We start from the raw sequence: 19,571 nt of genomic DNA, 5'->3' as shown, positions 1-19,571 counted from the left end.
GCAAATTCCAGCCCTTGTGGAAGCCGAGACGTTCATGCGATTTATCTTAAGTGCGTTATTGGTTCTGACACTCGCCGCCTGCGCGAGTCAGGGACCGACAACGAGTACCGCCACCACCCCCGCCAGCCAGCAAGCCGTAGCCGACGCCCTTCGCAAGAACGCCACCGCTAAAGAAACCATCAATGTCGATCAGGGTTCCGTCAATCAGTTGACGAGCCAGGACGCCGATCTGTGGGGCCGCATTCGCCGCGGTTTCCAGATGCCGGACCTGCAGACCGACCTCGTCGACATGCAGCTCAACTGGTACCTGCAACGTCCCGATTACGTGCAGCGCATGACCGAGCGTTCGCAGAAATACCTGTATCACATCGTCGAGGAACTCGAGGCGCGTCACATGCCGACCGAGCTCGCGCTGCTGCCGTTCATCGAATCCGCGTATAGCCCGCAGGCGCTGTCGGTCGCGAAGGCCGCCGGCATGTGGCAGTTCATGCCGGGCACCGGCCGCACCTACAACCTCAAGCAGAACATGTGGCAGGACGAGCGCCGCGACGTGCTCGCGTCGACCAGCGCCGCGCTCGACTATCTGTCGAACCTGCACGACATGTTCGGCGACTGGCAGCTCGCGCTCGCCGCGTACAACTGGGGTGAGGGCAACGTGCAGCGCGCGATCGCGCGCAACGAGGCGGCGGGTCTGCCCACCGACTACCTGAGCCTGCGCATGCCGAGCGAAACGCGCAACTACGTGCCGAAGCTGCAGGCGGTCAAGAACATCGTGATGAACCCGCAAATGTATGGGCTCACGCTGCCCCCGATTCCGAACCACCCATACTTCGTGACGGTGACCACGTCGCACGACATCGATGTCGACGTCGCCGCGCGGCTCGCCAATATGTCGACGGATGAATTCCGTTCGCTCAACCCGTCGTTCAGGAAACCGGTGATTCTCGGCGCGACGCAGCCGCAGATCCTGTTGCCGTTCGACAACGCGTCCGCGTTCGAGCGCAATCTGAAGGCGTACTCGGGCTCGCTGTCGTCTTGGACTACCTACACGGTCGACCAGCGCGCGACGCCGGCGGCGATCGCACAAAAGATCGGTGTCGACGCCGACACGCTGATGGAAGTGAACAAGATTCCGGTCGGCATGCGCCTGAAGCCGGGCTCGACGATCGTCGTGCCGCGCGGCTCGGACGACGACGAGGACATCAGCGCAGACGTGGCCGAAAGCGCGGTGCTCGCGATGGAGCCCGACGTCCCCGACACGCGCAAGATGCTGATCCGCGTGCGTCGCAATCAGTCGATGGCCGCTATCGCGGTGCGCTACGGCGTGTCGGTCGGTCAGCTCAAGGCGTGGAACAAGACGCGTCGCGATCAGGTGTCGCGAGGCCAGGTGATCGTGCTGCACGTGCCGGTCGGCAAGCCGGTGCCGAGCGAGCCGGGTCCGGAGAAAATCGCTACCGACGTGCGGGGCGGCGGCGTCCAGAGGATCGGTACCCACGTCGCGGACACGCGCAACGAATCGCGCTACGATAAAAAGAAAGGGCGTGGCCGTTCGGCGATCGTCAAGGTGTCCGAGCCGGCCGGCAAGGCCGCCGGTGCAAGCAAGCCGGCGCCTGCCGCCAGCAAGGGCAAGGTGACGAAAGTGTCGGCGTCCGCGTCCGGCAAGGCGTCGAAGGCCGCGGCAGAGAGCCGCCCGAAGACCGCGGCCAACGCGAAGAAGAAGGGTAAATAGACCAATAGCGGCTCCCACGGTAGTGACCACATGCGTTGCGGGGGCAGCGCATGGATTGCGCTCCGATCACGCACCGTGTTCTTCCAACGCCGTCACCTGAGGTGACGGCGTTTTTCATTGTGCGGACGATTCCGACGCGTTTGACGCATTTCCTTTATTGTTCGTGGTTGGGCCGGGTTGGTGTGGTGCATCCCGTGCTCACTTGTGCTGATTCGTCCGGGCTTCAAGCCTGTTTATTCGCTTATGTCGTCGACCCAACTGCGCGTCTTTCTGCTTTTCTCCGCCGGCTATTTCGTGTCCTACGTGTTTCGCGGCGTCAACCTCGGCTTCGCGCCGTTCATCACGCGCGATCTCGGCCTGTCCGCTGCCGATCTGGGCGTGCTGACGAGCCTCTATTTCCTCGGCTTCGCGGGCGCGCAGATCCCAGCCGGCGTGCTGCTCGACCACTTCGGCACACGGCGCGTGACGGCCGCTACGCTGTTCTTTGCCGCGCTCGGCATCTGGGTGTTCGGCGCCGCGCAGAGCCTCGGCATGATGATGGTCGGACGGCTGCTGATCGGCGTCGGCGTGTCGGTGTGTCTCGGCGCCGCGTTCAAGGCGCTCGCCCAGCATTTCCCGGCCGCTCGCCTGCCGCTGATGAACGGGCTCGTGATGGCGATCGGCGGCTTCGGTGGCGTGATGGTCGGCTCGCCGCTCACATGGGTGCTCGGTTTCGCGAGCTGGCGCGCGGTCTGCGTCGGACTTGGTCTGCTGACGGTGATGGTGGCGCTCGCGCAGTGGACGCTCGCGCCGGACGCGCGCGAAACGCACCGTCAGGCCAGCCTCGGCGCGCAGTTCAAAGGCACGTGGCACATCCTGCGCAGCGCGGCGTTCTGGAAAATCGCGTCGTTTTCGGTCGTCACGCAGGGTGTTTTCTACGCGATGCAGTCGCTGTGGGTCGGTGCGTGGCTGCGCGACGTGCAGGGCTTCGAGCCGCATGAAGCCGCGGCGCTCGTGTCGATTCTCGGCGTTGCGATGATGGCCGGCTGCGTCGGCTTCGGCGCGGCGGCGCGCAGCCTCGAGCGACTCGGTATCTCGCTGTATATGTTCTGTGGCATCGGCATGGCGCTTTACGTGCTCACGCAACTGCTGATCATGTTCAAGGCGCCGCTGCCCGCGAGCCTGCTGTGGGCGGCATACGGGATTTTCGGCGGGACCGGCATTCTCAGCTACGCGGTGATGGCGCGGCACTTCCCGGCGCAGATGATCGGCCGCGTGAATACGACGCTGACGCTGATTCTCTTTCTGCTGATTTTCGGCTTCCAGATCGGCGTCGGCGCGGTGCTGTCGCGTTGGCCGGCGAGTGATGGGCATTATCCGGCGGTCGCGCATCTGACCGCATGGGAGATTCTGGTCGCGCTGCAGGTGTTGAGCGCGATCTGGTATGTATTGCCGGGCCGCCAGCTCGCGCGGCCGGCCGAAATGCGCGCCGAGCAGGAAGCCTGAGCGCGGCCCGCGCGCAGGTCACGCGCGTTGGCGCATTCGACGTTCCGCTCCCTTGGTACTGCCTCGCTTCGAGCTGGGTGCATTTCATGCTTGGGCCCGAGCCAGGCGCCGCCTGGCAAGGCTTTGACTCCCAATTGAAGCTGCGGGGCGGGGCTCCCGTCTTATCTCGGATTTGAAGAGAGGGGCGGATTCAGGCTATAATTTCAAGGTTTGAGCTTATCAACCCGCACCCTAGCGCCTACCTCTCCCATACCGTTCATCCGCCGCGCGCCATTGGCGTCGCAAGAAGGGCCCCAGACCCAGCCGAGCCGTCCACACAATGGACCCATCGCGCCCCTTGCAGCGTCACCGGCAGCACGCGAGCGAGTCTGCGCGCGCATCCAGGATGTGTTTCGCTGCGGCTCGCAATCGGATAGACAGGTCGGCAACAGGGTGTTCCCCAAGGAGTCTCCCGTGTTGCCGTCATTTTCCCCCGCTCTTCTCGCGCTCGCCGACGGCACGGTCTTTCGTGGTTATTCGATCGGTGCCCCCGGGCATACCATTGGCGAAGTCGTGTTCAACACCGCTATCACGGGCTATCAGGAAATCCTGACCGACCCGAGCTACGCGCGCCAGATCGTCACCCTCACGTATCCGCATATCGGCAACGTCGGCGTCAACGCCGAAGACGTCGAAGCGACGAAAGTCCATGCCGCCGGCCTGATCATTCGCGATCTGCCGGTTCTCGCGTCGAACTTCCGCATGGAGCGCACGCTCCCGCAATATCTGCTGGACGAAGGCGTGGTCGCCATCGCCGGCATCGATACCCGCAAGCTGACCCGTATTCTGCGCGACAAGGGCGCGCAGAACGGCGCGATCCTCGCCGGTTCGGACGACGAAGCCAGGGCCATCGAACTCGCGCGCTCGTTCCCGGGCCTCGCGGGCATGGATCTCGCGAAGGTCGTGTCGACGAAGGAAACCTATGAGTGGACCCGCACCGAATGGCGTCTGGGTAGCGGCTACGGCGAGCAGAAGGCGCCGAAGTACCGCGTCGTCGCGTTCGACTACGGCGTCAAGCAGAACATCCTGCGCATGCTCGCCGAGCGTGGCTGCCACGTGACCGTGCTGCCGGCGCAGGCGAGTGCCGCTGACGCGCTCGCGCTCAATCCGGACGGCGTCTTCCTGTCGAACGGCCCCGGCGATCCGGAACCGTGTGACTACGCGATCGCGGCGACGAAGGAATTCATCGAGCGCGGCATTCCGACCTTCGGCATCTGCCTCGGCCACCAGATCATGGGTCTCGCGGTCGGCGCGAAGACGATGAAGATGAAGACGGGCCATCACGGCGCGAACCATCCGGTCAAGGATCTCGAAGACGGCCGCGTGGTGATCACGTCGCAGAACCACGGTTTCGCGGTCGACGCCGATACGCTGCCCGCTAATGCCCGCGCCACGCATGTGTCGCTGTTCGACGGCACGCTGCAAGGCTTCGCGTTGACCGACAAGCCGGCGTTCTGCTTCCAGGGCCACCCGGAAGCGTCGCCGGGCCCGCACGACATCGCGTATCTGTTCGACCGCTTCACCGCGCTGATGGACGCGCACAAGGGCGGCAGGAGCGCGGCGGCTTAAAGCCGGAAACGGGCCGGAAGCAAGCCAGAAGCGGCAGCGGCGGCCGCGGCGCCCCCGCGGCATGGCGCGGCGGGCTCGCCGCGCAACAGCGCGCGCAACGTGAAAACGGCGCGCGCCGACGGAAAAGAATTCAGGAATACATTAGCGAGAGCGTTATGCCCAAGCGGACAGACATCAAGAGCATCCTCATCATCGGCGCGGGTCCGATCATCATCGGCCAGGCGTGCGAGTTCGATTACTCGGGCGCGCAGGCATGCAAGGCGCTGCGTGAGGAAGGCTACAAGGTCATTCTCGTCAACAGCAATCCGGCGACGATCATGACCGACCCGAACACGGCCGACGTGACCTATATCGAGCCGATCACGTGGGAAGTGGTCGAGCGCATCATCGCGAAGGAGCGCCCGGACGCGATCCTGCCGACGATGGGCGGCCAGACCGCGCTGAACTGCGCGCTGGATCTGCACGCACACGGCGTGCTGGCGAAATACGGCGTCGAGCTGATCGGCGCGTCGCCGGAAGCGATCGACAAGGCGGAAGACCGCCAGAAGTTCAAGGACGCGATGACGAAGATCGGCCTCGGTTCGGCCAAGTCGGGCACCGCGCATTCGATGGAAGAGGCGCTACAGGTGCAGGCGCGCATCGCCGCGGAAACCGGCAGCGGCGGCTATCCGGTCGTGATCCGGCCGTCGTTCACGCTGGGCGGCTCAGGTGGCGGTATCGCGTACAACCGCGACGAGTTCGAGGAAATCTGCAAGCGCGGTCTCGACCTGTCGCCGACGCGCGAGCTGCTGATCGAAGAGTCGCTGCTCGGCTGGAAAGAGTACGAGATGGAAGTGGTCCGCGACAAGGCGGATAATTGCATCATCGTCTGCTCGATCGAAAACCTCGACCCGATGGGCATCCACACCGGCGACTCGATCACCGTCGCGCCGGCGCAGACGCTCACCGACAAGGAATTCCAGATTCTGCGTAACGCGTCGCTCGCGGTGCTGCGCGAGATCGGCGTCGACACGGGCGGCTCGAACGTGCAGTTCTCGATCAATCCGAAAGATGGCCGGATGATCGTGATCGAGATGAACCCGCGTGTGTCCCGCTCGTCGGCACTGGCGTCGAAGGCGACCGGCTTCCCGATCGCGAAGGTCGCGGCGAAGCTGGCAGTCGGTTACACGCTGGATGAGCTCAGGAACGAAATCACCGGCGGCCAGACCCCGGCGTCGTTCGAACCGACGATCGACTACGTCGTCACGAAGATCCCACGTTTCGCGTTCGAGAAATTCCGCGAAGCCGATTCGCGTCTGACCACGCAGATGAAGTCGGTCGGCGAAGTGATGGCGATCGGCCGCACGTTCCAGGAGTCGTTCCAGAAGGCGCTGCGCGGTCTCGAAGTCGGCGTCGACGGTCTGGACGAAAAGACCGATAACCGCGACGAGATCATCCGTCAGATCGGCGAAGCCGGTCCGGATCGCATCTGGTACGTCGGCGACGCGTTCCGCGTCGGCATGACGGCGCAGGAAATTTTCGAAGAAACCGCGATCGACCCGTGGTTCCTCGCGCAGATCGAACAGATCATCCTGAAGGAAAAGGCGCTGGCGGGCCGTACGCTCGCGAGCCTGTCGAAGGAAGAGCTCAAGTACCTGAAGCAGAGCGGCTTCTCGGACCGGCGTCTTGCGAAGCTGCTCGGCGCGAAACCGGCGGACGTGCGCGCGCGCCGTATCGAGCTGAACGTGCGTCCGGTGTACAAGCGCGTCGATACCTGCGCGGCCGAGTTTGCGACGAAGACCGCGTATATGTACTCGACCTACGAGGAAGAGTGCGAGGCGAACCCGACGGGCAACAAAAAGATCATGGTGCTGGGCGGCGGCCCGAACCGGATCGGCCAGGGTATCGAGTTCGACTACTGCTGCGTGCATGCCGCGCTCGCGATGCGCGAGGACGGCTATGAAACGATCATGGTCAACTGCAACCCGGAGACCGTATCGACCGACTACGACACGTCCGACCGCCTGTACTTCGAATCGCTGACGCTCGAAGACGTGCTCGAAATCGTCGACAAGGAAAAGCCGGTCGGCGTGATCGTGCAGTACGGCGGCCAGACGCCGCTGAAGCTCGCGCTCGACCTCGAGGCGAACGGCGTGCCGATCATCGGCACCTCGCCGGACATGATCGACGCGGCCGAAGACCGCGAACGTTTCCAGAAACTGCTGCAGGACCTCGGGCTGCGCCAGCCGCCTAACCGCACCGCGCGCACCGAAGAGGAAGCGTTGAAGCTCGCCGGCGAAATCGGCTATCCGCTCGTCGTGCGTCCGTCGTACGTGCTGGGCGGCCGGGCGATGGAAATCGTCCATGAGCCGCGCGACCTCGAGCGCTACATGCGCGAGGCCGTGAAAGTGTCGAACGATTCGCCGGTGCTGCTCGACCGCTTCCTGAACGATGCGATCGAATGCGACGTGGATTGCATCTCGGACGGCGAGGCCGTGTTCATCGGCGGCGTGATGGAGCACATCGAGCAGGCGGGCGTTCACTCGGGCGACTCGGCCTGCTCGCTGCCGCCGTATTCGCTGTCGAAGGCGACCGTTGCCGAACTGAAGCGCCAGACCGCCGCGATGGCGAAGGCGTTGAACGTGGTCGGCCTGATGAACGTGCAGTTCGCGATCCAGCAGGTGCCTTCCAGGACAAATGCGGCCGACGGTTCGAAGGACGACGTCATCTACGTGCTCGAAGTGAATCCGCGCGCATCGCGCACGGTGCCGTACGTGTCGAAGGCGACCAGCCTGCCGCTCGCGAAGATCGCGGCGCGCGCGATGGTCGGCCAGAAGCTCGCCGCGCAAGGCGTGACGGAAGAAGTCGAGCCGCCGTACTTCAGCGTGAAGGAAGCGGTGTTCCCGTTCGTCAAGTTCCCGGCGGTCGACCCGGTGCTCGGACCGGAAATGCGTTCCACCGGCGAAGTGATGGGCGTGGGCCAGACCTTTGGCGAAGCGCTCTTCAAGTCGCAGCTCGCGGCGGGTTCGCGTCTGCCGGAGTCGGGCACGGTGTTGCTGACCGTGATGGACGCGGACAAGCCGAAGGCGGTCGAAGTGGCGCGCATGCTGCACGAACTCGGCTATCCGATCGTCGCGACCAAGGGTACGGCTGCCGCGATCGAAGCGGTCGGCGTGCCGGTCAAGGTCGTCAACAAGGTGAAGGACGGTCGTCCGCACATCGTCGACATGATCAAGAATGGCGAGATTGCACTCGTCTTCACGACGGTCGACGAAACGCGCGCCGCGATCGCCGACTCGCGTTCGATTCGCATGAGCGCGCAGGCGAACAAGGTCACCTACTACACGACGATGTCCGGCGCGCGGGCGGCGGTGGAGGGTCTTCGTTATCTGAAGGACCTGGAAGTCTATGATTTACAAGGACTCCACGCTCGCCTAAACTAAGGTTTCGACTACCAGTCCAAGATGTACGTGCCGCGGTTAAGCGGCGTTCCGCAGGTGCTGCGGCCCGGGTTTGGCCCGGGGCGGCGGCTTTCGCGGAATGCACTTAACCGCGGTGATTTTTTTTATGGATGTTTTTTGCCTCCAGAGTTGTTTATGAGCACTATTCCATTGACTAAGCGCGGCGCAGACATGCTGCGCGACGAATTGCAGCGTCTGAAATCGGTTGAACGTCCGGCGGTCATCAACTCGATCGCGGAAGCACGCGCGCAGGGCGATCTGTCGGAAAACGCGGAATACGACGCGGCGAAGGAAAAGCAGGGCTTCATCGAAGGCCGCATTGCCGAAATCGAATCGAAGCTCGCGGGCGCGCAGGTGATCGATCCGTCCCAGGTGGAAGCGGACGGCCGCGTGGTGTTCGGCGCAACGCTGGAGCTCGAGGACCTCGAGTCGGGCGCGTCGGTCAAGTACCAGATCGTCGGCGACGACGAAGCGGACATCGACCACGGTCTGATCTCGATCAGCTCGCCGATCGCGCGTGCGCTGATCGGCAAGTCGGAAGGCGACGTCGCATCGGTGCAGGCGCCGGGCGGCATCCGCGAATACGAAATCATCGCGGTGAGCTACATCTGAGGATGGCGCCGGTGTCCCTGATGCCGCATCGGTTTTTCCGTCTGTTGACGGTGGTGTGGGTCGGTAGTCTGCTGACTATCGGCTATGCCGTGGCGCCCGTGCTGTTTGCGACCCTTGACCGGATGACCGCCGGTGAGGTGGCCGCGCATCTGTTTCGCATTCAGGGTGTGATTGGCGTGGTCTGCGGCATTCTGCTGCTCGGTCTCGCCAATTTGCTGGTTCGGCGCGGCAGCGGCGCGTATCGCCGCTTGCGCTGGCTGATTGCCGGTATGCTCGTATGCGTGCTGATTGGTTATTTTGCGTTGCAGCCATTCATGAACGCGATGCGCGTGGCCGCGCTAGAGGCGGGCAGCGACGTCGGCCATTCGGTCTATGCGACGCGCTTTGGCATCCTGCACGGTGTGTCGAGCCTGTTCTATCTGATCGAGAGCCTGCTGGGTCTTGCGCTCGTATGGTTGTTGCCGGCGCGCGTGGGCGCGGCGGCCGAGGAAGAGGGCGCCCGCGGTGTCGCGAGAAAGATGGCGGGTTGAGGAGCGTGGGCGGGGTTTGCGCGAAGCATCAGGCCTGTCGTTCGAGTCATTCATGCGCGGTGCGGACGCTGTCCGCACCTGTCACGTTCCCGCTTATTTCGATGACTGATGCGAGCGCTTCGCGCTGGTTTGACGCTTCTTCGCGCGCTTGATGTTGCCGCCCTGCGTGACGCGTTCGTTGCCGCGCACGAGTACCGCTTTCGCTCTCGGCTTGCGCATTGGCACGTCGGTCGGCTTCACGACCTTGACGATGCGTGGGGCGCGACCCTTGGCCGGCTTCGTTTCGATCGCCGCTTCGCGGGCGCTCGGCAACACGCCGCGTTTTGCTTTCACGGCCGGTTGCGCCGCTTCGGGCTTCCAGATCACGAGCAGCTTGCCGATATGCTGAATCGGCGCGGCGTTCAGCGTGTCGCAGATTTCCTCGTAGATGGCGAGGCGCTCCTCACGCTCATCGCCGAACACACGGATCTTGATGAGCTGGTGCGCGGCGAGGTGCACCTTGATTTCGGTGAGCACAGCGTCGGTCAAGCCTTCGGCGCCGACGAGCACGACCGGTTTGAGCGCATGTGCCTGGGAGCGCAACTCGGCGCGTTGGTCGGAAGAGACTTTGAGGGCTGGCATGGAAAGTGGACGACTCGACTAAAATGGCGGCTCCTGCGTTTTCGTCCGATGGGTTTGACTGAATCGGACAGCTTGATTCGACAGGGCGCGTGTCAGAACAACAGAATCGCGGATGGCCGCCAGTCTGGCGGTGGCCGCGCGAATTAACCGCGTATTATCCCCTAAAGCGCGACACGACGCAGCAATAGTTCAATCTTTAATGGCAAAAAACAAGTTCAATACGGCGTGGCTGCACGACCACATCAACGACCCGTACGTCAAAATGGCGCAGCGGGAAGGTTATCGCGCCCGCGCGGCCTACAAGCTCAAGGAAATCGACGAGCAGGACAAGCTGATGCGTCCGGGGCAGGTGATCGTCGATCTCGGCTCCTCGCCGGGCAGCTGGAGCCAGTATGCGCGCAATAAGCTGGCGCGCGGCACGCAGCGCAACGCCGAGCGGGAAGGCGGCATCGACGGCACGATCATCGCGCTCGACATCCTGCCGATGGAGCCGGTGGCCGACGTCCACTTCATTCAGGGCGATTTCCGCGAAGACTCGGTGCTGGCCCAGCTCGAAGAATTGGTCGGACAGCGCCAGGTAGACCTTGTAATTTCGGATATGGCGCCCAACCTGTCTGGCGTGGCGGTCGCGGACGCCGCGCGGATCGAGCACCTGTGCGATCTCGCGCTGGAATTCGCGCAAAATCACCTTAAACCGGATGGCGCACTTTTAGTCAAATGCTTTCACGGCAGCGGCTATAGTCAGATTGTCGAAAAGTTCAAACGGCAGTTTAAGGTGGTGGCGGCCCGCAAACCGAAAGCGTCGCGGGATAAATCGTCAGAAACATTTATTTTGGGTAAGCATCTGAAACGTCCCGTCTAGGGCGTTGCTGAACGGTCCGTCTCTGCCAATAAGGGCTGGATGCGCGGCAAAGCGGCGTAAAACGGCTCCCTACGCTATTTCCACGGTAGCGAAACGTTATGGCAGGGGTCTGCGGACTGGATTAGAATGCTTTCGTGGTGTCGCAAGGCAAATGTAGGCGCCCGTCTAAGTGAAGGAGTGGTGCTTTGAACAACAATATGTTTTCGAAGGCAGCAGTGTGGCTGGTAATCGCACTGGTGCTGTTTACGGTGTTCAAGCAGTTCGACAAGCCCCGTGTCCAGGAAGGCGTTTCCTATTCGCAGTTCATGGACGACGCGAAGAACGGCAAAGTCAAGAACGTCATTGTCCAGGGGCGGAACCTCACGGTCACTCCAGCAGACGGCCAGAAGTACCAGATCGTGTCGCCCGGCGACATCTGGATGGTCGGCGATCTGATGAAGTATGGCGTACAGGTGAGCGGCAAGGCTGACGACGAACCCAATGCACTGATGTCCGTGCTGTATTACCTCGGGCCGACGATCCTGATCATCGGTTTCTGGTTCTACATGATGCGACAGATGCAGGGGGGCGGGAAGGGCGGCGCCTTTTCGTTCGGCAAATCCCGCGCGCGTCTGATCGACGAGAACAACAACGCTATCAATTTCACCGACGTCGCCGGTTGCGACGAAGCCAAGGAAGAAGTGTCGGAGCTGGTCGATTTCCTGCGCGATCCGCAGAAATTCCAGAAGCTCGGTGGTCGCATTCCGCGCGGCGTGCTGCTCGTCGGCCCGCCGGGAACCGGTAAGACACTGCTTGCACGCGCGATTGCCGGCGAGGCGAAGGTGCCGTTCTTCAGCATTTCGGGCTCGGACTTCGTTGAAATGTTCGTCGGTGTCGGCGCGGCTCGCGTGCGCGACATGTTCGAGCAGGCCAAGAAGCACGCGCCGTGCATCGTGTTCATCGACGAAATCGACGCGGTCGGCCGTCATCGCGGTGCGGGCATGGGCGGCGGCAACGACGAGCGCGAACAGACGCTGAACCAGATGCTTGTCGAAATGGACGGCTTCGAGGCGAATTCGGGCGTTATCGTGATCGCGGCGACGAACCGCTCCGACGTGCTCGACAAGGCGCTGCTGCGTCCGGGCCGTTTCGACCGCCAGGTGTACGTCGGTCTGCCGGATATCCGCGGTCGCGAACACATCATGAAGGTGCATCTGCGCAAGGTGCCGATTTCGAACGACGTCGACGCTGCGGTGATCGCGCGCGGTACACCGGGCTTCTCGGGCGCCGATCTCGCGAATCTCGTGAACGAAGCAGCGCTGTTCGCGGCACGCCGTGGCAAGCGCATCGTCGAAATGACGGACTTCGAGGACGCGAAGGACAAGATCTTCATGGGGCCTGAGCGCAAGTCGGCCGTGATCCGCGAAGAGTCGAAGCGTGCTACCGCGTATCACGAATCGGGTCACGCGGTGATCGCGAAGCTGTTGCCGAAAGCCGATCCGGTGCACAAGGTCACGATCATTCCGCGTGGTCGCGCGCTGGGCGTCACGTGGCAGTTGCCTGAGCACGACAACGAAACGTATTCGAAGGACTATCTGCTCGATCGTCTCGCGATCCTGTTCGGTGGCCGTGTCGCGGAAGAGCTGTTCCTGAACCTGATCAGCACGGGCGCGTCGGACGACTTCAACAAGGCGACGCAGACGGCTCGCGCAATGGTCGCGCGCTTCGGTATGACCGACGCGCTGGGCCCGATGGTCTACGTCGACGACGAAAACGACGCCTCGCCGTTTGGCCGCGGTTTCACGCGGACCATTTCGGAAGCGACACAGCAGAAGGTCGATGCGGAAATCCGCCGCGTGCTGGACGAGCAGTACAACCTCGCGCGGCGTCTGCTCGAAGAGAACCGCGACAAGGTCGAAGCGATGACGGCCGCGCTGATGGAGTGGGAAACGATCGACGCCGATCAGATCAACGACATCATGGCAGGCCGTCCGCCGCGCTCGCCGAAGAGCTCGCCGCCGTCGGCAAGCGACGCCTCGTCGGGCGGCAGCCCGGGTACCGAGGTCAAGCCGGGTAGCGCGACTGCGCCGGCCTGATCGGCAGCCAGTAGAAAGTGCGGGCCGGTGTGTAGCACACCGGCCCGTTTTGCATTTATCCGTTCTGAGTGAAGCACTGCTGCGTGTCGAAAGTCGATTCTTTTTCCGTTCCTCTTCCAGAGCCGCTGCAATGCGGTCGCTTCAAGCTGACATTTGAACGCCCGCTGGTCATGGGCATCCTGAACGTCACGCCCGATTCCTTCTCCGACGGCGGTCAATACGCAATGCGTGACGATGCATTGCACCAGGCCGAGCGCATGCTGCTCGACGGCGCGGACATCATCGATATCGGCGGCGAATCGACGCGCCCCGGTGCGCCACCGGTGCCGCTCGATGAAGAGCTGGAGCGCGTGATCCCGCTCGTCGAACGCTTGCGCGGCGCGAACGTGCCGTTGTCGGTCGATACGTACAAGCCGGAGGTGATGCGTCACGCATTGAGCGCGGGCGCGGACATGATCAACGACATCTGGGGCTTCCGCATGGCCGGCGCGATCGACGCGGTGCGCGACAGCGATTGCGGCCTTTGCGTGATGCATATGCTCGGTGAGCCGCAGACTATGCAACTCGGCGAGCCTCGCTATGACGATGTGGCCGGCGACGTGCGCCGCTTCCTCGAGGAGCGGGTGGCGACGTTGCGGCAGGCGGGAATTGCGCGTGCGCGCATCAGCGTCGATCCGGGGTTCGGCTTCGGCAAGGCGGTGGTCGAGCACAACTACGCGTTGCTCGCGCAACTGCGGGACACGGCTCCGCAGGCCGTGCCGCCGTATCCGATTCTCGCGGGCATGTCGCGCAAGTCGATGATCGGCGCGGTGATCGGGCGGCCGGCGCCCGAGCGCGTCGCCGGCAGTATCGCCGCGGCGGTGTGCGCGGCCGAACGAGGCGCCGCGATTCTGCGCGTACACGACGTCGCGCAAACAGTCGATGCATTGAAAGTATGGGCAACCCTGCGCGACGCGGCGAATGCGAGCCGCGCGCACGGTTGAACCCGCAGCCACATAGAGGGAGATAAAACATGGCACGTCGTTACTTCGGAACGGACGGGATTCGGGGCAAGGTCGGCGAAGGGCCCATTACGCCGGAATTCGTGTTGCGGCTCGGCTACGCGGCCGGCAAAGTGCTCGCGGGCGCCGACCATTGGGCCAAAACCGGCACCCGGCCGACGGTGCTGATCGGCAAGGACACGCGGGTGTCGGGCTACATGCTCGAAGCGGCGCTCGAATCGGGCTTTTCGGCGGCCGGCGTCGACGTCATGCTGGCCGGCCCGATGCCGACGCCCGGAATCGCATACCTGACGCGCGCGCTGCGGTTGGCCGCGGGCGTCGTCATCAGCGCGTCGCACAATCCTTATTACGACAACGGCATCAAATTCTTCTCGGCCGACGGCAACAAGCTGCCGGACGATGTCGAGGCGCAGATCGAGGAGCAACTCGAACTGCCGCTCGCGTGCGCGGCCTCCGAACGGCTGGGCAAGGCGAGGCGTCTCGACGACGCCGCCGGCCGCTATATCGAGTTCTGCAAGAGCACGTTCCCCGCCGCGTACGACCTGCGTGGCATGAAGCTCGTCGTCGATTGCGCGCATGGCGCCGCGTATGACGTCGCGCCGCACGTGTTCCACGAACTCGGCGCGGAAGTGATCCCGATCGGTGTCGCGCCGAACGGCTTCAACATCAACGACGGCGTCGGCGCGACCGCGCCGGACGCGCTGGTGCGCGCGGTGCGTGCGAATCATGCGGATCTCGGCATTGCGCTCGATGGCGACGCCGACCGTGTGCAGATCGTCGACGCGGCTGGCCGTCTCTATAACGGCGACGAGCTGTTGTACGTGCTGGTCAAGGACCGCATCGCGACCACGGGCCATGTCGAAGGCGCGGTCGGCACGCTGATGACCAACATGGCCGTCGAAGTCGCGCTGCGGGATGCTGGCGTGAAGTTCGTGCGCGCCGCGGTCGGCGACCGCTATGTGCTCGAACAATTGCGCGAGCACGGCTGGCAGCTCGGCGCGGAAGGCTCTGGCCATATTCTGTCGCTCGATCGCCATTCGACTGGCGACGGCATCGTATCCGCGCTGCTCGTGCTCGCGGCGATGCAGCGCAGCGGCAAATCGCTCGCGGATCTGCTCGAGGGCGTCACGCTGTTCCCGCAGAAGCTCATCAACGTGCGCATGAAGCCGGAGTCGGACTGGAAGGGCAGCGACGCGATCCGCCGCGCGATCAGCGCGGCGGAAAGCGCGCTGGACGGCCGTGGCCGCGTGCTGATCCGCGCGTCGGGCACGGAGCCGGTGCTGCGCGTGATGGTCGAGGCACGGAACGTCGCCGATGCGGTGCGGCATTCGGAAGCGATCGCGGAAGCCGTGAGGGAAGCGACCGCTTAATCGATTCATCGGCAGGCGGCGGAGCGGGGTTGCTGATTCCCCTCGCGCAAACGTTCGCCTCCACCATCTTTTCCGCCTAAGCTAACAAGCGATGCCGACCGCATCGCCACAGCGCCAATTCCTCCGCCGCAGCACCTTTCACACGGTAATATTACTGTCACATCTGTTTCACGGTCAGTCACGGTTTTGTCATAAAGAGACCCTAAGCTTCGCGGTGTTCGTCCTACACGCTCATACCACACGCTTACACCCCTGGAGGTCTCATGAAATTGATGCACACCGTGTTCGCTGGCGTCGCTGGCGCGCTTTTCGCGATTACAGCGCAAGCAGCAGACATCACCGGCGCGGGCAGCACCTTCGCAGCACCGATCTACACGAAGTGGGCCGACGCTTATCAGAAGTCCGGCGGCGGCAAGGTTAACTACCAGGGCATCGGCTCGGCGGGCGGCGTGAAGCAGATCGTCGCGAAGACCGTCGATTTCGCCGGTTCGGACGCTCCGCTGAAGGACGACGAGCTCGCGAAGGACGGCCTGTTCCAGTTCCCGACGGTGGTCGGCGGCGTGGTGCCGGCAGTCAACATTCCTGGCGTGAAGCCGTCGGAACTGACGCTGTCGGGCGAAGTGCTCGGCGACATCTATCTCGGCAAGATCAAGAAGTGGAACGATCCGGCGATCGTCGCATTGAACCCGAAGCTGAAGCTGCCGGATCTGGACATCGCCGTGGTGCGCCGCGCCGATGGTTCGGGCACCAGCTTCATCTGGACGAACTACCTGTCGAAGGTCAATCCGGAATGGAAGGCCAAGGTCGGCGAAGGCACGACGGTCAACTGGCCGGTCGGCACGGGCGGCAAGGGTAACGACGGCGTCGCGGCATTCGTGCAGCGTCTGCCGGGCGCGATCGGCTATGTCGAATGGGCGTATGCGAAGCAGAACCACATGACCTATGCTGCGATGAAGAACCAGTCGGGCGCGGTCGTCGAACCGAAGACCGAGACGTTCAAGGCAGCGGCCGCCGGTGCTGACTGGTCGAAGTCGTTCTACCAGATCCTGACGGACGAGCCGGGCAAGAACGCATGGCCGATCGTCGGCGCGACGTTCGTGCTGCTGCACACGACGCAGGACAAGGCGCCGCAAGGCACCGAGACGCTGAAGTTCTTCGACTGGGCATTCAAGAACGGGGGCCAGGCTGCGAGCGATCTCGATTACATCTCGCTGCCGGAATCGGTCGTGTCGGAAATCCGCACGCAGTGGAAGCAGAAGGTGAAGGATTCGGCTGGCAAGCCGATCGCCGAGTAAGGCGCGCATCGCGCGGCGCGTTCGAACGGATTCGGGCGCCGCGTTTCGTAGCATCCTGGCCGTCCTCCCGCGAGGACGGCCAATGACATTGGCCCGGCATTCGCCGCAGCATCATCCGCCGCCCGACGTGTGTCGTCCGGCAACTGGAAACAGGTCCCTCAGGCTCTCATGTCCGATATTCATTTAGCGTCCGGCGCGAGCCGGGCCACTCCGCCTGGCAGCGCCTCGCAACAGAAAGCACCCGGCCGCTCCGGCGACGTGATCTTCGGTGGCCTCGCACGCCTTTCCGCCATCATTACGCTGCTGCTGCTCGGCGGCATCATCGTCTCGCTGATCATCTCCTCGATGCCGTCGATCCGGGAGTTTGGTCTGCCGTTCCTGTGGACCGCCGTCTGGGATCCGCCCAGCAAGCAGTTCGGCGCGCTCGTGCCGATCTACGGCACCATCGCCACGTCGATCATTGCTCTCATCATCGCGGTGCCGGTCAGCTTCGGCATCGCGCTCTTTCTGACCGAACTTTCGCCCGCTTGGCTGCGCCGGCCGCTCGGCATCGCGATCGAGCTGCTCGCCGCGATTCCGTCGATCGTGTACGGCATGTGGGGTCTGCTCGTGTTCGCGCCCATTTTCGCGACGTGGTTCCAGAAACCGCTCGGCGCGGTGCTCGGCGGCATTCCGTTCGTCGGCGCGCTGTTCGCCGGTCCGCCGATCGGCATCGGCATCCTGTGCGCGGGCGTGATTCTGGCGATCATGATCATCCCGTACATCGCGTCGGTGATGCGCGACGTGTTCGAAGTTACGCCGGTGCTGCTGAAGGAATCGGCGTACGGCATCGGCTGCACGACGTGGGAAGTGATGTGGAAGATCGTGCTGCCGTTCACCAAGACCGGCGTCATCGGCGGCATCATGCTCGGCCTCGGCCGCGCGCTCGGCGAGACGATGGCGGTCACGTTCGTGATCGGCAACACCAACCTGCTCGACAACATCTCGCTGTTTTCGCCGGGCAACAGCATCACGTCGGCGCTCGCCAACGAGTTCGCGGAAGCGGACCCGGGCCTGCATACGTCGGCGCTGATGGAGCTCGGCCTGATCCTGTTCGTGATTACTTTCATCGTGCTGTCGATTTCGAAAATCATGCTGCTTCGTCTCGAGAAAGGGGAGGGCGCGAAATGAGCGGGTCTTCCCTGAACATGCCGGGTCTGAAGGACGCGGCGACGCTCGAGGCGATGCGCACGCGCCTGCAAGGGCGCCGCCGCTTCACCAATGCGATCGCGCTGACGCTGTCGCTCGTCGCGATGGGTTTCGGTCTGCTGTGGCTCGTGTGGATTCTCTATACGACGCTGCGCCTCGGTATCGGCGGTCTGTCGGTCGAGCTGTTCACGCAGTCGACGCCGCCGCCGAACACCGACGGCGGCGGTCTCGCCAACGCGATCGTCGGCAGCCTGATGCTGGTCGGGCTCGCGACCTTCATCGGCACGCCGATCGGCATCATGGCGGGCGTCTATCTCGCCGAATACGGCCAGAAGGGCTGGCTCGCGAACCTCACGCGCTTCATCAACGACATCCTGCTGTCCGCGCCGTCGATCGTGATCGGTCTGTTCGTCTACGCGCTCGTCGTCGCGAGGATGGGGCATTTCAGCGGCTGGGCCGGCGTGCTCTCGTTGGCGCTGCTGCAGATTCCGATCGTGATCCGCACCACCGAGAACATGCTCAAACTCGTGCCGAACGCGATGCGTGAAGCCGCCTTCGCGCTCGGCACGCCGAAGTGGAAGATGGTGCTGTCGATCACGCTGAAGGCGTCGATCGCGGGCATCGTCACCGGCGTGCTGCTCGGCGTCGCGCGCATTGCCGGCGAAACCGCGCCGCTGCTCTTCACCGCGCTGTCGAACCAGTTCTTCTCGGTCGATATGGGCCAGCCGGTCGCGAACCTGCCGGTCACGATCTACAAGTTTGCGATGAGTCCGTTCGCGCAGTGGCAATCGCTCGCGTGGGCCGGCGTCTTCCTGATCACGCTCGCGGTGCTGGGATTGAACATCCTCGCGCGCACGATCTTCTCGAACAAGTAAGGGCGGAGTGTAATCCGATGAACATGGCAGAAACCCAACTCAATCCGATCGGGCACGCAACCTCGCCCGCGGGTTCCGAACCCGAGCAAAGCGGCTTTCCGCATGCGCCGGCGCGTCCGAAGATCGAGGTCAACGACCTGAACTTCTTCTACGGCAAATATCACGCGCTGAAGAACATCAACCTGCAGATTCCCGAAGGCAAGGTGACCGCGTTCATCGGTCCGTCGGGCTGCGGCAAGTCCACGCTGCTGCGCACCTTCAACAAGATGTACGCGCTCTATCCGGAGCAGCGCGCCGAAGGCGAAATCCTGATGGACGGCGAAAACCTGCTGACGACGCGCCAGGACATCTCGCTGCTGCGCGCGCGTATCGGCATGGTGTTCCAGAAGCCGACGCCGTTCCCGATGTCGATCTACGACAACATCGCGTTCGGCGTGAAGATGTTCGAAACGCTGTCGCGCTCGGAAATGGACGACCGCGTCGAATGGGCGCTCACGAAGGCGGCGCTGTGGAACGAAGTAAAGGACAAGCTCGGCCAGAGCGGTTATGGTCTGTCCGGTGGTCAGCAGCAGCGTCTGTGCATCGCGCGCGGCATCGCGATCCGTCCCGAAGTGCTGCTGCTCGACGAGCCGTGCTCGGCGCTCGACCCGATTTCGACGGGCCGTATCGAAGAACTGATCGCCGAGTTGAAGAGCGACTACACGGTCGTGATCGTCACGCACAACATGCAGCAGGCGGCCCGCTGTTCGGACTACACTGCCTATATGTACCTCGGCGAACTGATCGAATTCGGCGACACCGAAAAGATCTTCATCAAGCCGGTCCGCAAGGAAACCGAGGACTACATCACTGGCCGCTTCGGCTAATCAGCCGGGCAATA

The 19,571-nt window shown here is 63.5% G+C and carries 15 protein-coding genes; 14 read left to right on the top strand and 1 reads right to left on the bottom strand.

The window, feature by feature from the left end:
- The first annotated feature begins 34 nt into the window (after nucleotides 1–34).
- The 6 genes from QM685_RS05620 (at nucleotide 35) to QM685_RS05595 (ending at nucleotide 9,404) form a co-directional block, all read left to right on the top strand.
- A complete protein-coding gene (locus QM685_RS05620; protein WP_415113560.1) occupies nucleotides 35–1,729 on the top strand; it encodes a transglycosylase SLT domain-containing protein in 1,695 nt (564 codons plus the stop codon).
- Nucleotides 1,730–1,972: 243 nt separating this feature from the next.
- Complete coding sequence (locus QM685_RS05615) at nucleotides 1,973–3,214, top strand: MFS transporter (protein WP_415113558.1); 1,242 nt, start codon at nucleotides 1,973–1,975, stop codon at nucleotides 3,212–3,214.
- Between the two features lie 453 nt (nucleotides 3,215–3,667).
- On the top strand, nucleotides 3,668–4,822 hold the full coding sequence (carA, locus tag QM685_RS05610; protein ID WP_415113556.1) for a glutamine-hydrolyzing carbamoyl-phosphate synthase small subunit: 1,155 nt from the start codon (nucleotides 3,668–3,670) through the stop codon (nucleotides 4,820–4,822).
- Between the two features lie 155 nt (nucleotides 4,823–4,977).
- Entirely contained in the window at nucleotides 4,978–8,244 is a 3,267-nt protein-coding gene (gene carB / locus QM685_RS05605) for a carbamoyl-phosphate synthase large subunit (protein WP_415113554.1), read from the top strand.
- A 153-nt stretch (nucleotides 8,245–8,397) separates the two neighbouring features.
- A complete protein-coding gene (gene greA, locus QM685_RS05600) occupies nucleotides 8,398–8,874 on the top strand; it encodes a transcription elongation factor GreA (protein WP_026228283.1) in 477 nt (158 codons plus the stop codon).
- A gap of 20 nt (nucleotides 8,875–8,894) precedes the next feature.
- Complete coding sequence (locus QM685_RS05595) at nucleotides 8,895–9,404, top strand: DUF4149 domain-containing protein (protein WP_415113995.1); 510 nt, start codon at nucleotides 8,895–8,897, stop codon at nucleotides 9,402–9,404.
- A gap of 93 nt (nucleotides 9,405–9,497) precedes the next feature.
- On the opposite strand, the gene QM685_RS05590 is transcribed toward QM685_RS05595, so the two are convergent.
- Nucleotides 9,498–10,025: a YhbY family RNA-binding protein gene (locus tag QM685_RS05590; protein WP_415113552.1), complete on the bottom strand. Its 528-nt coding sequence runs from the start codon at nucleotides 10,023–10,025 to the stop codon at nucleotides 9,498–9,500.
- Nucleotides 10,026–10,224: 199 nt separating this feature from the next.
- On the opposite strand from QM685_RS05590, the gene QM685_RS05585 reads away from it, so the two are divergent.
- From QM685_RS05585 to pstB, 8 genes are all read left to right on the top strand, one after another.
- The gene (locus QM685_RS05585; protein WP_415113993.1) at nucleotides 10,225–10,887 is read left to right on the top strand and encodes an RlmE family RNA methyltransferase; all 663 of its coding nucleotides are present in this window, start codon (nucleotides 10,225–10,227) and stop codon (nucleotides 10,885–10,887) included.
- A 185-nt stretch (nucleotides 10,888–11,072) separates the two neighbouring features.
- Nucleotides 11,073–12,962, top strand: a complete 1,890-nt coding sequence (gene ftsH, locus QM685_RS05580) for an ATP-dependent zinc metalloprotease FtsH (RefSeq protein WP_233802500.1) — start codon at nucleotides 11,073–11,075, stop codon at nucleotides 12,960–12,962.
- Nucleotides 12,963–13,045: 83 nt separating this feature from the next.
- Nucleotides 13,046–13,945: a dihydropteroate synthase gene (folP, locus tag QM685_RS05575; RefSeq protein ID WP_415113549.1), complete on the top strand. Its 900-nt coding sequence runs from the start codon at nucleotides 13,046–13,048 to the stop codon at nucleotides 13,943–13,945.
- 29 nt (nucleotides 13,946–13,974) lie between these two features.
- The gene (gene glmM / locus QM685_RS05570; RefSeq protein WP_415113547.1) at nucleotides 13,975–15,333 is read left to right on the top strand and encodes a phosphoglucosamine mutase; all 1,359 of its coding nucleotides are present in this window, start codon (nucleotides 13,975–13,977) and stop codon (nucleotides 15,331–15,333) included.
- Nucleotides 15,334–15,596: 263 nt separating this feature from the next.
- Entirely contained in the window at nucleotides 15,597–16,628 is a 1,032-nt protein-coding gene (pstS, locus tag QM685_RS05565; RefSeq protein ID WP_415113545.1) for a phosphate ABC transporter substrate-binding protein PstS, read from the top strand.
- 168 nt (nucleotides 16,629–16,796) lie between these two features.
- Nucleotides 16,797–17,798, top strand: a complete 1,002-nt coding sequence (gene pstC / locus QM685_RS05560; protein WP_415113543.1) for a phosphate ABC transporter permease PstC — start codon at nucleotides 16,797–16,799, stop codon at nucleotides 17,796–17,798.
- The gene (gene pstA, locus QM685_RS05555; RefSeq protein WP_415113541.1) at nucleotides 17,795–18,691 is read left to right on the top strand and encodes a phosphate ABC transporter permease PstA; all 897 of its coding nucleotides are present in this window, start codon (nucleotides 17,795–17,797) and stop codon (nucleotides 18,689–18,691) included. The genes pstC and pstA overlap by 4 nt, the downstream gene beginning before the upstream one ends.
- Before the next feature lie 17 nt (nucleotides 18,692–18,708).
- Complete coding sequence (gene pstB / locus QM685_RS05550) at nucleotides 18,709–19,557, top strand: phosphate ABC transporter ATP-binding protein PstB (protein WP_415113539.1); 849 nt, start codon at nucleotides 18,709–18,711, stop codon at nucleotides 19,555–19,557.
- The last annotated feature ends 14 nt before the right edge of the window (nucleotides 19,558–19,571 follow it).

Source organism: Paraburkholderia sp. (assembly GCF_047605525.1).
In the GTDB taxonomy this organism is placed as follows: domain Bacteria; phylum Pseudomonadota; class Gammaproteobacteria; order Burkholderiales; family Burkholderiaceae; genus Paraburkholderia.
Note: the sequence above shows the minus strand (reverse complement) of the source record. Positions and strands in the feature narration are given on the sequence as shown.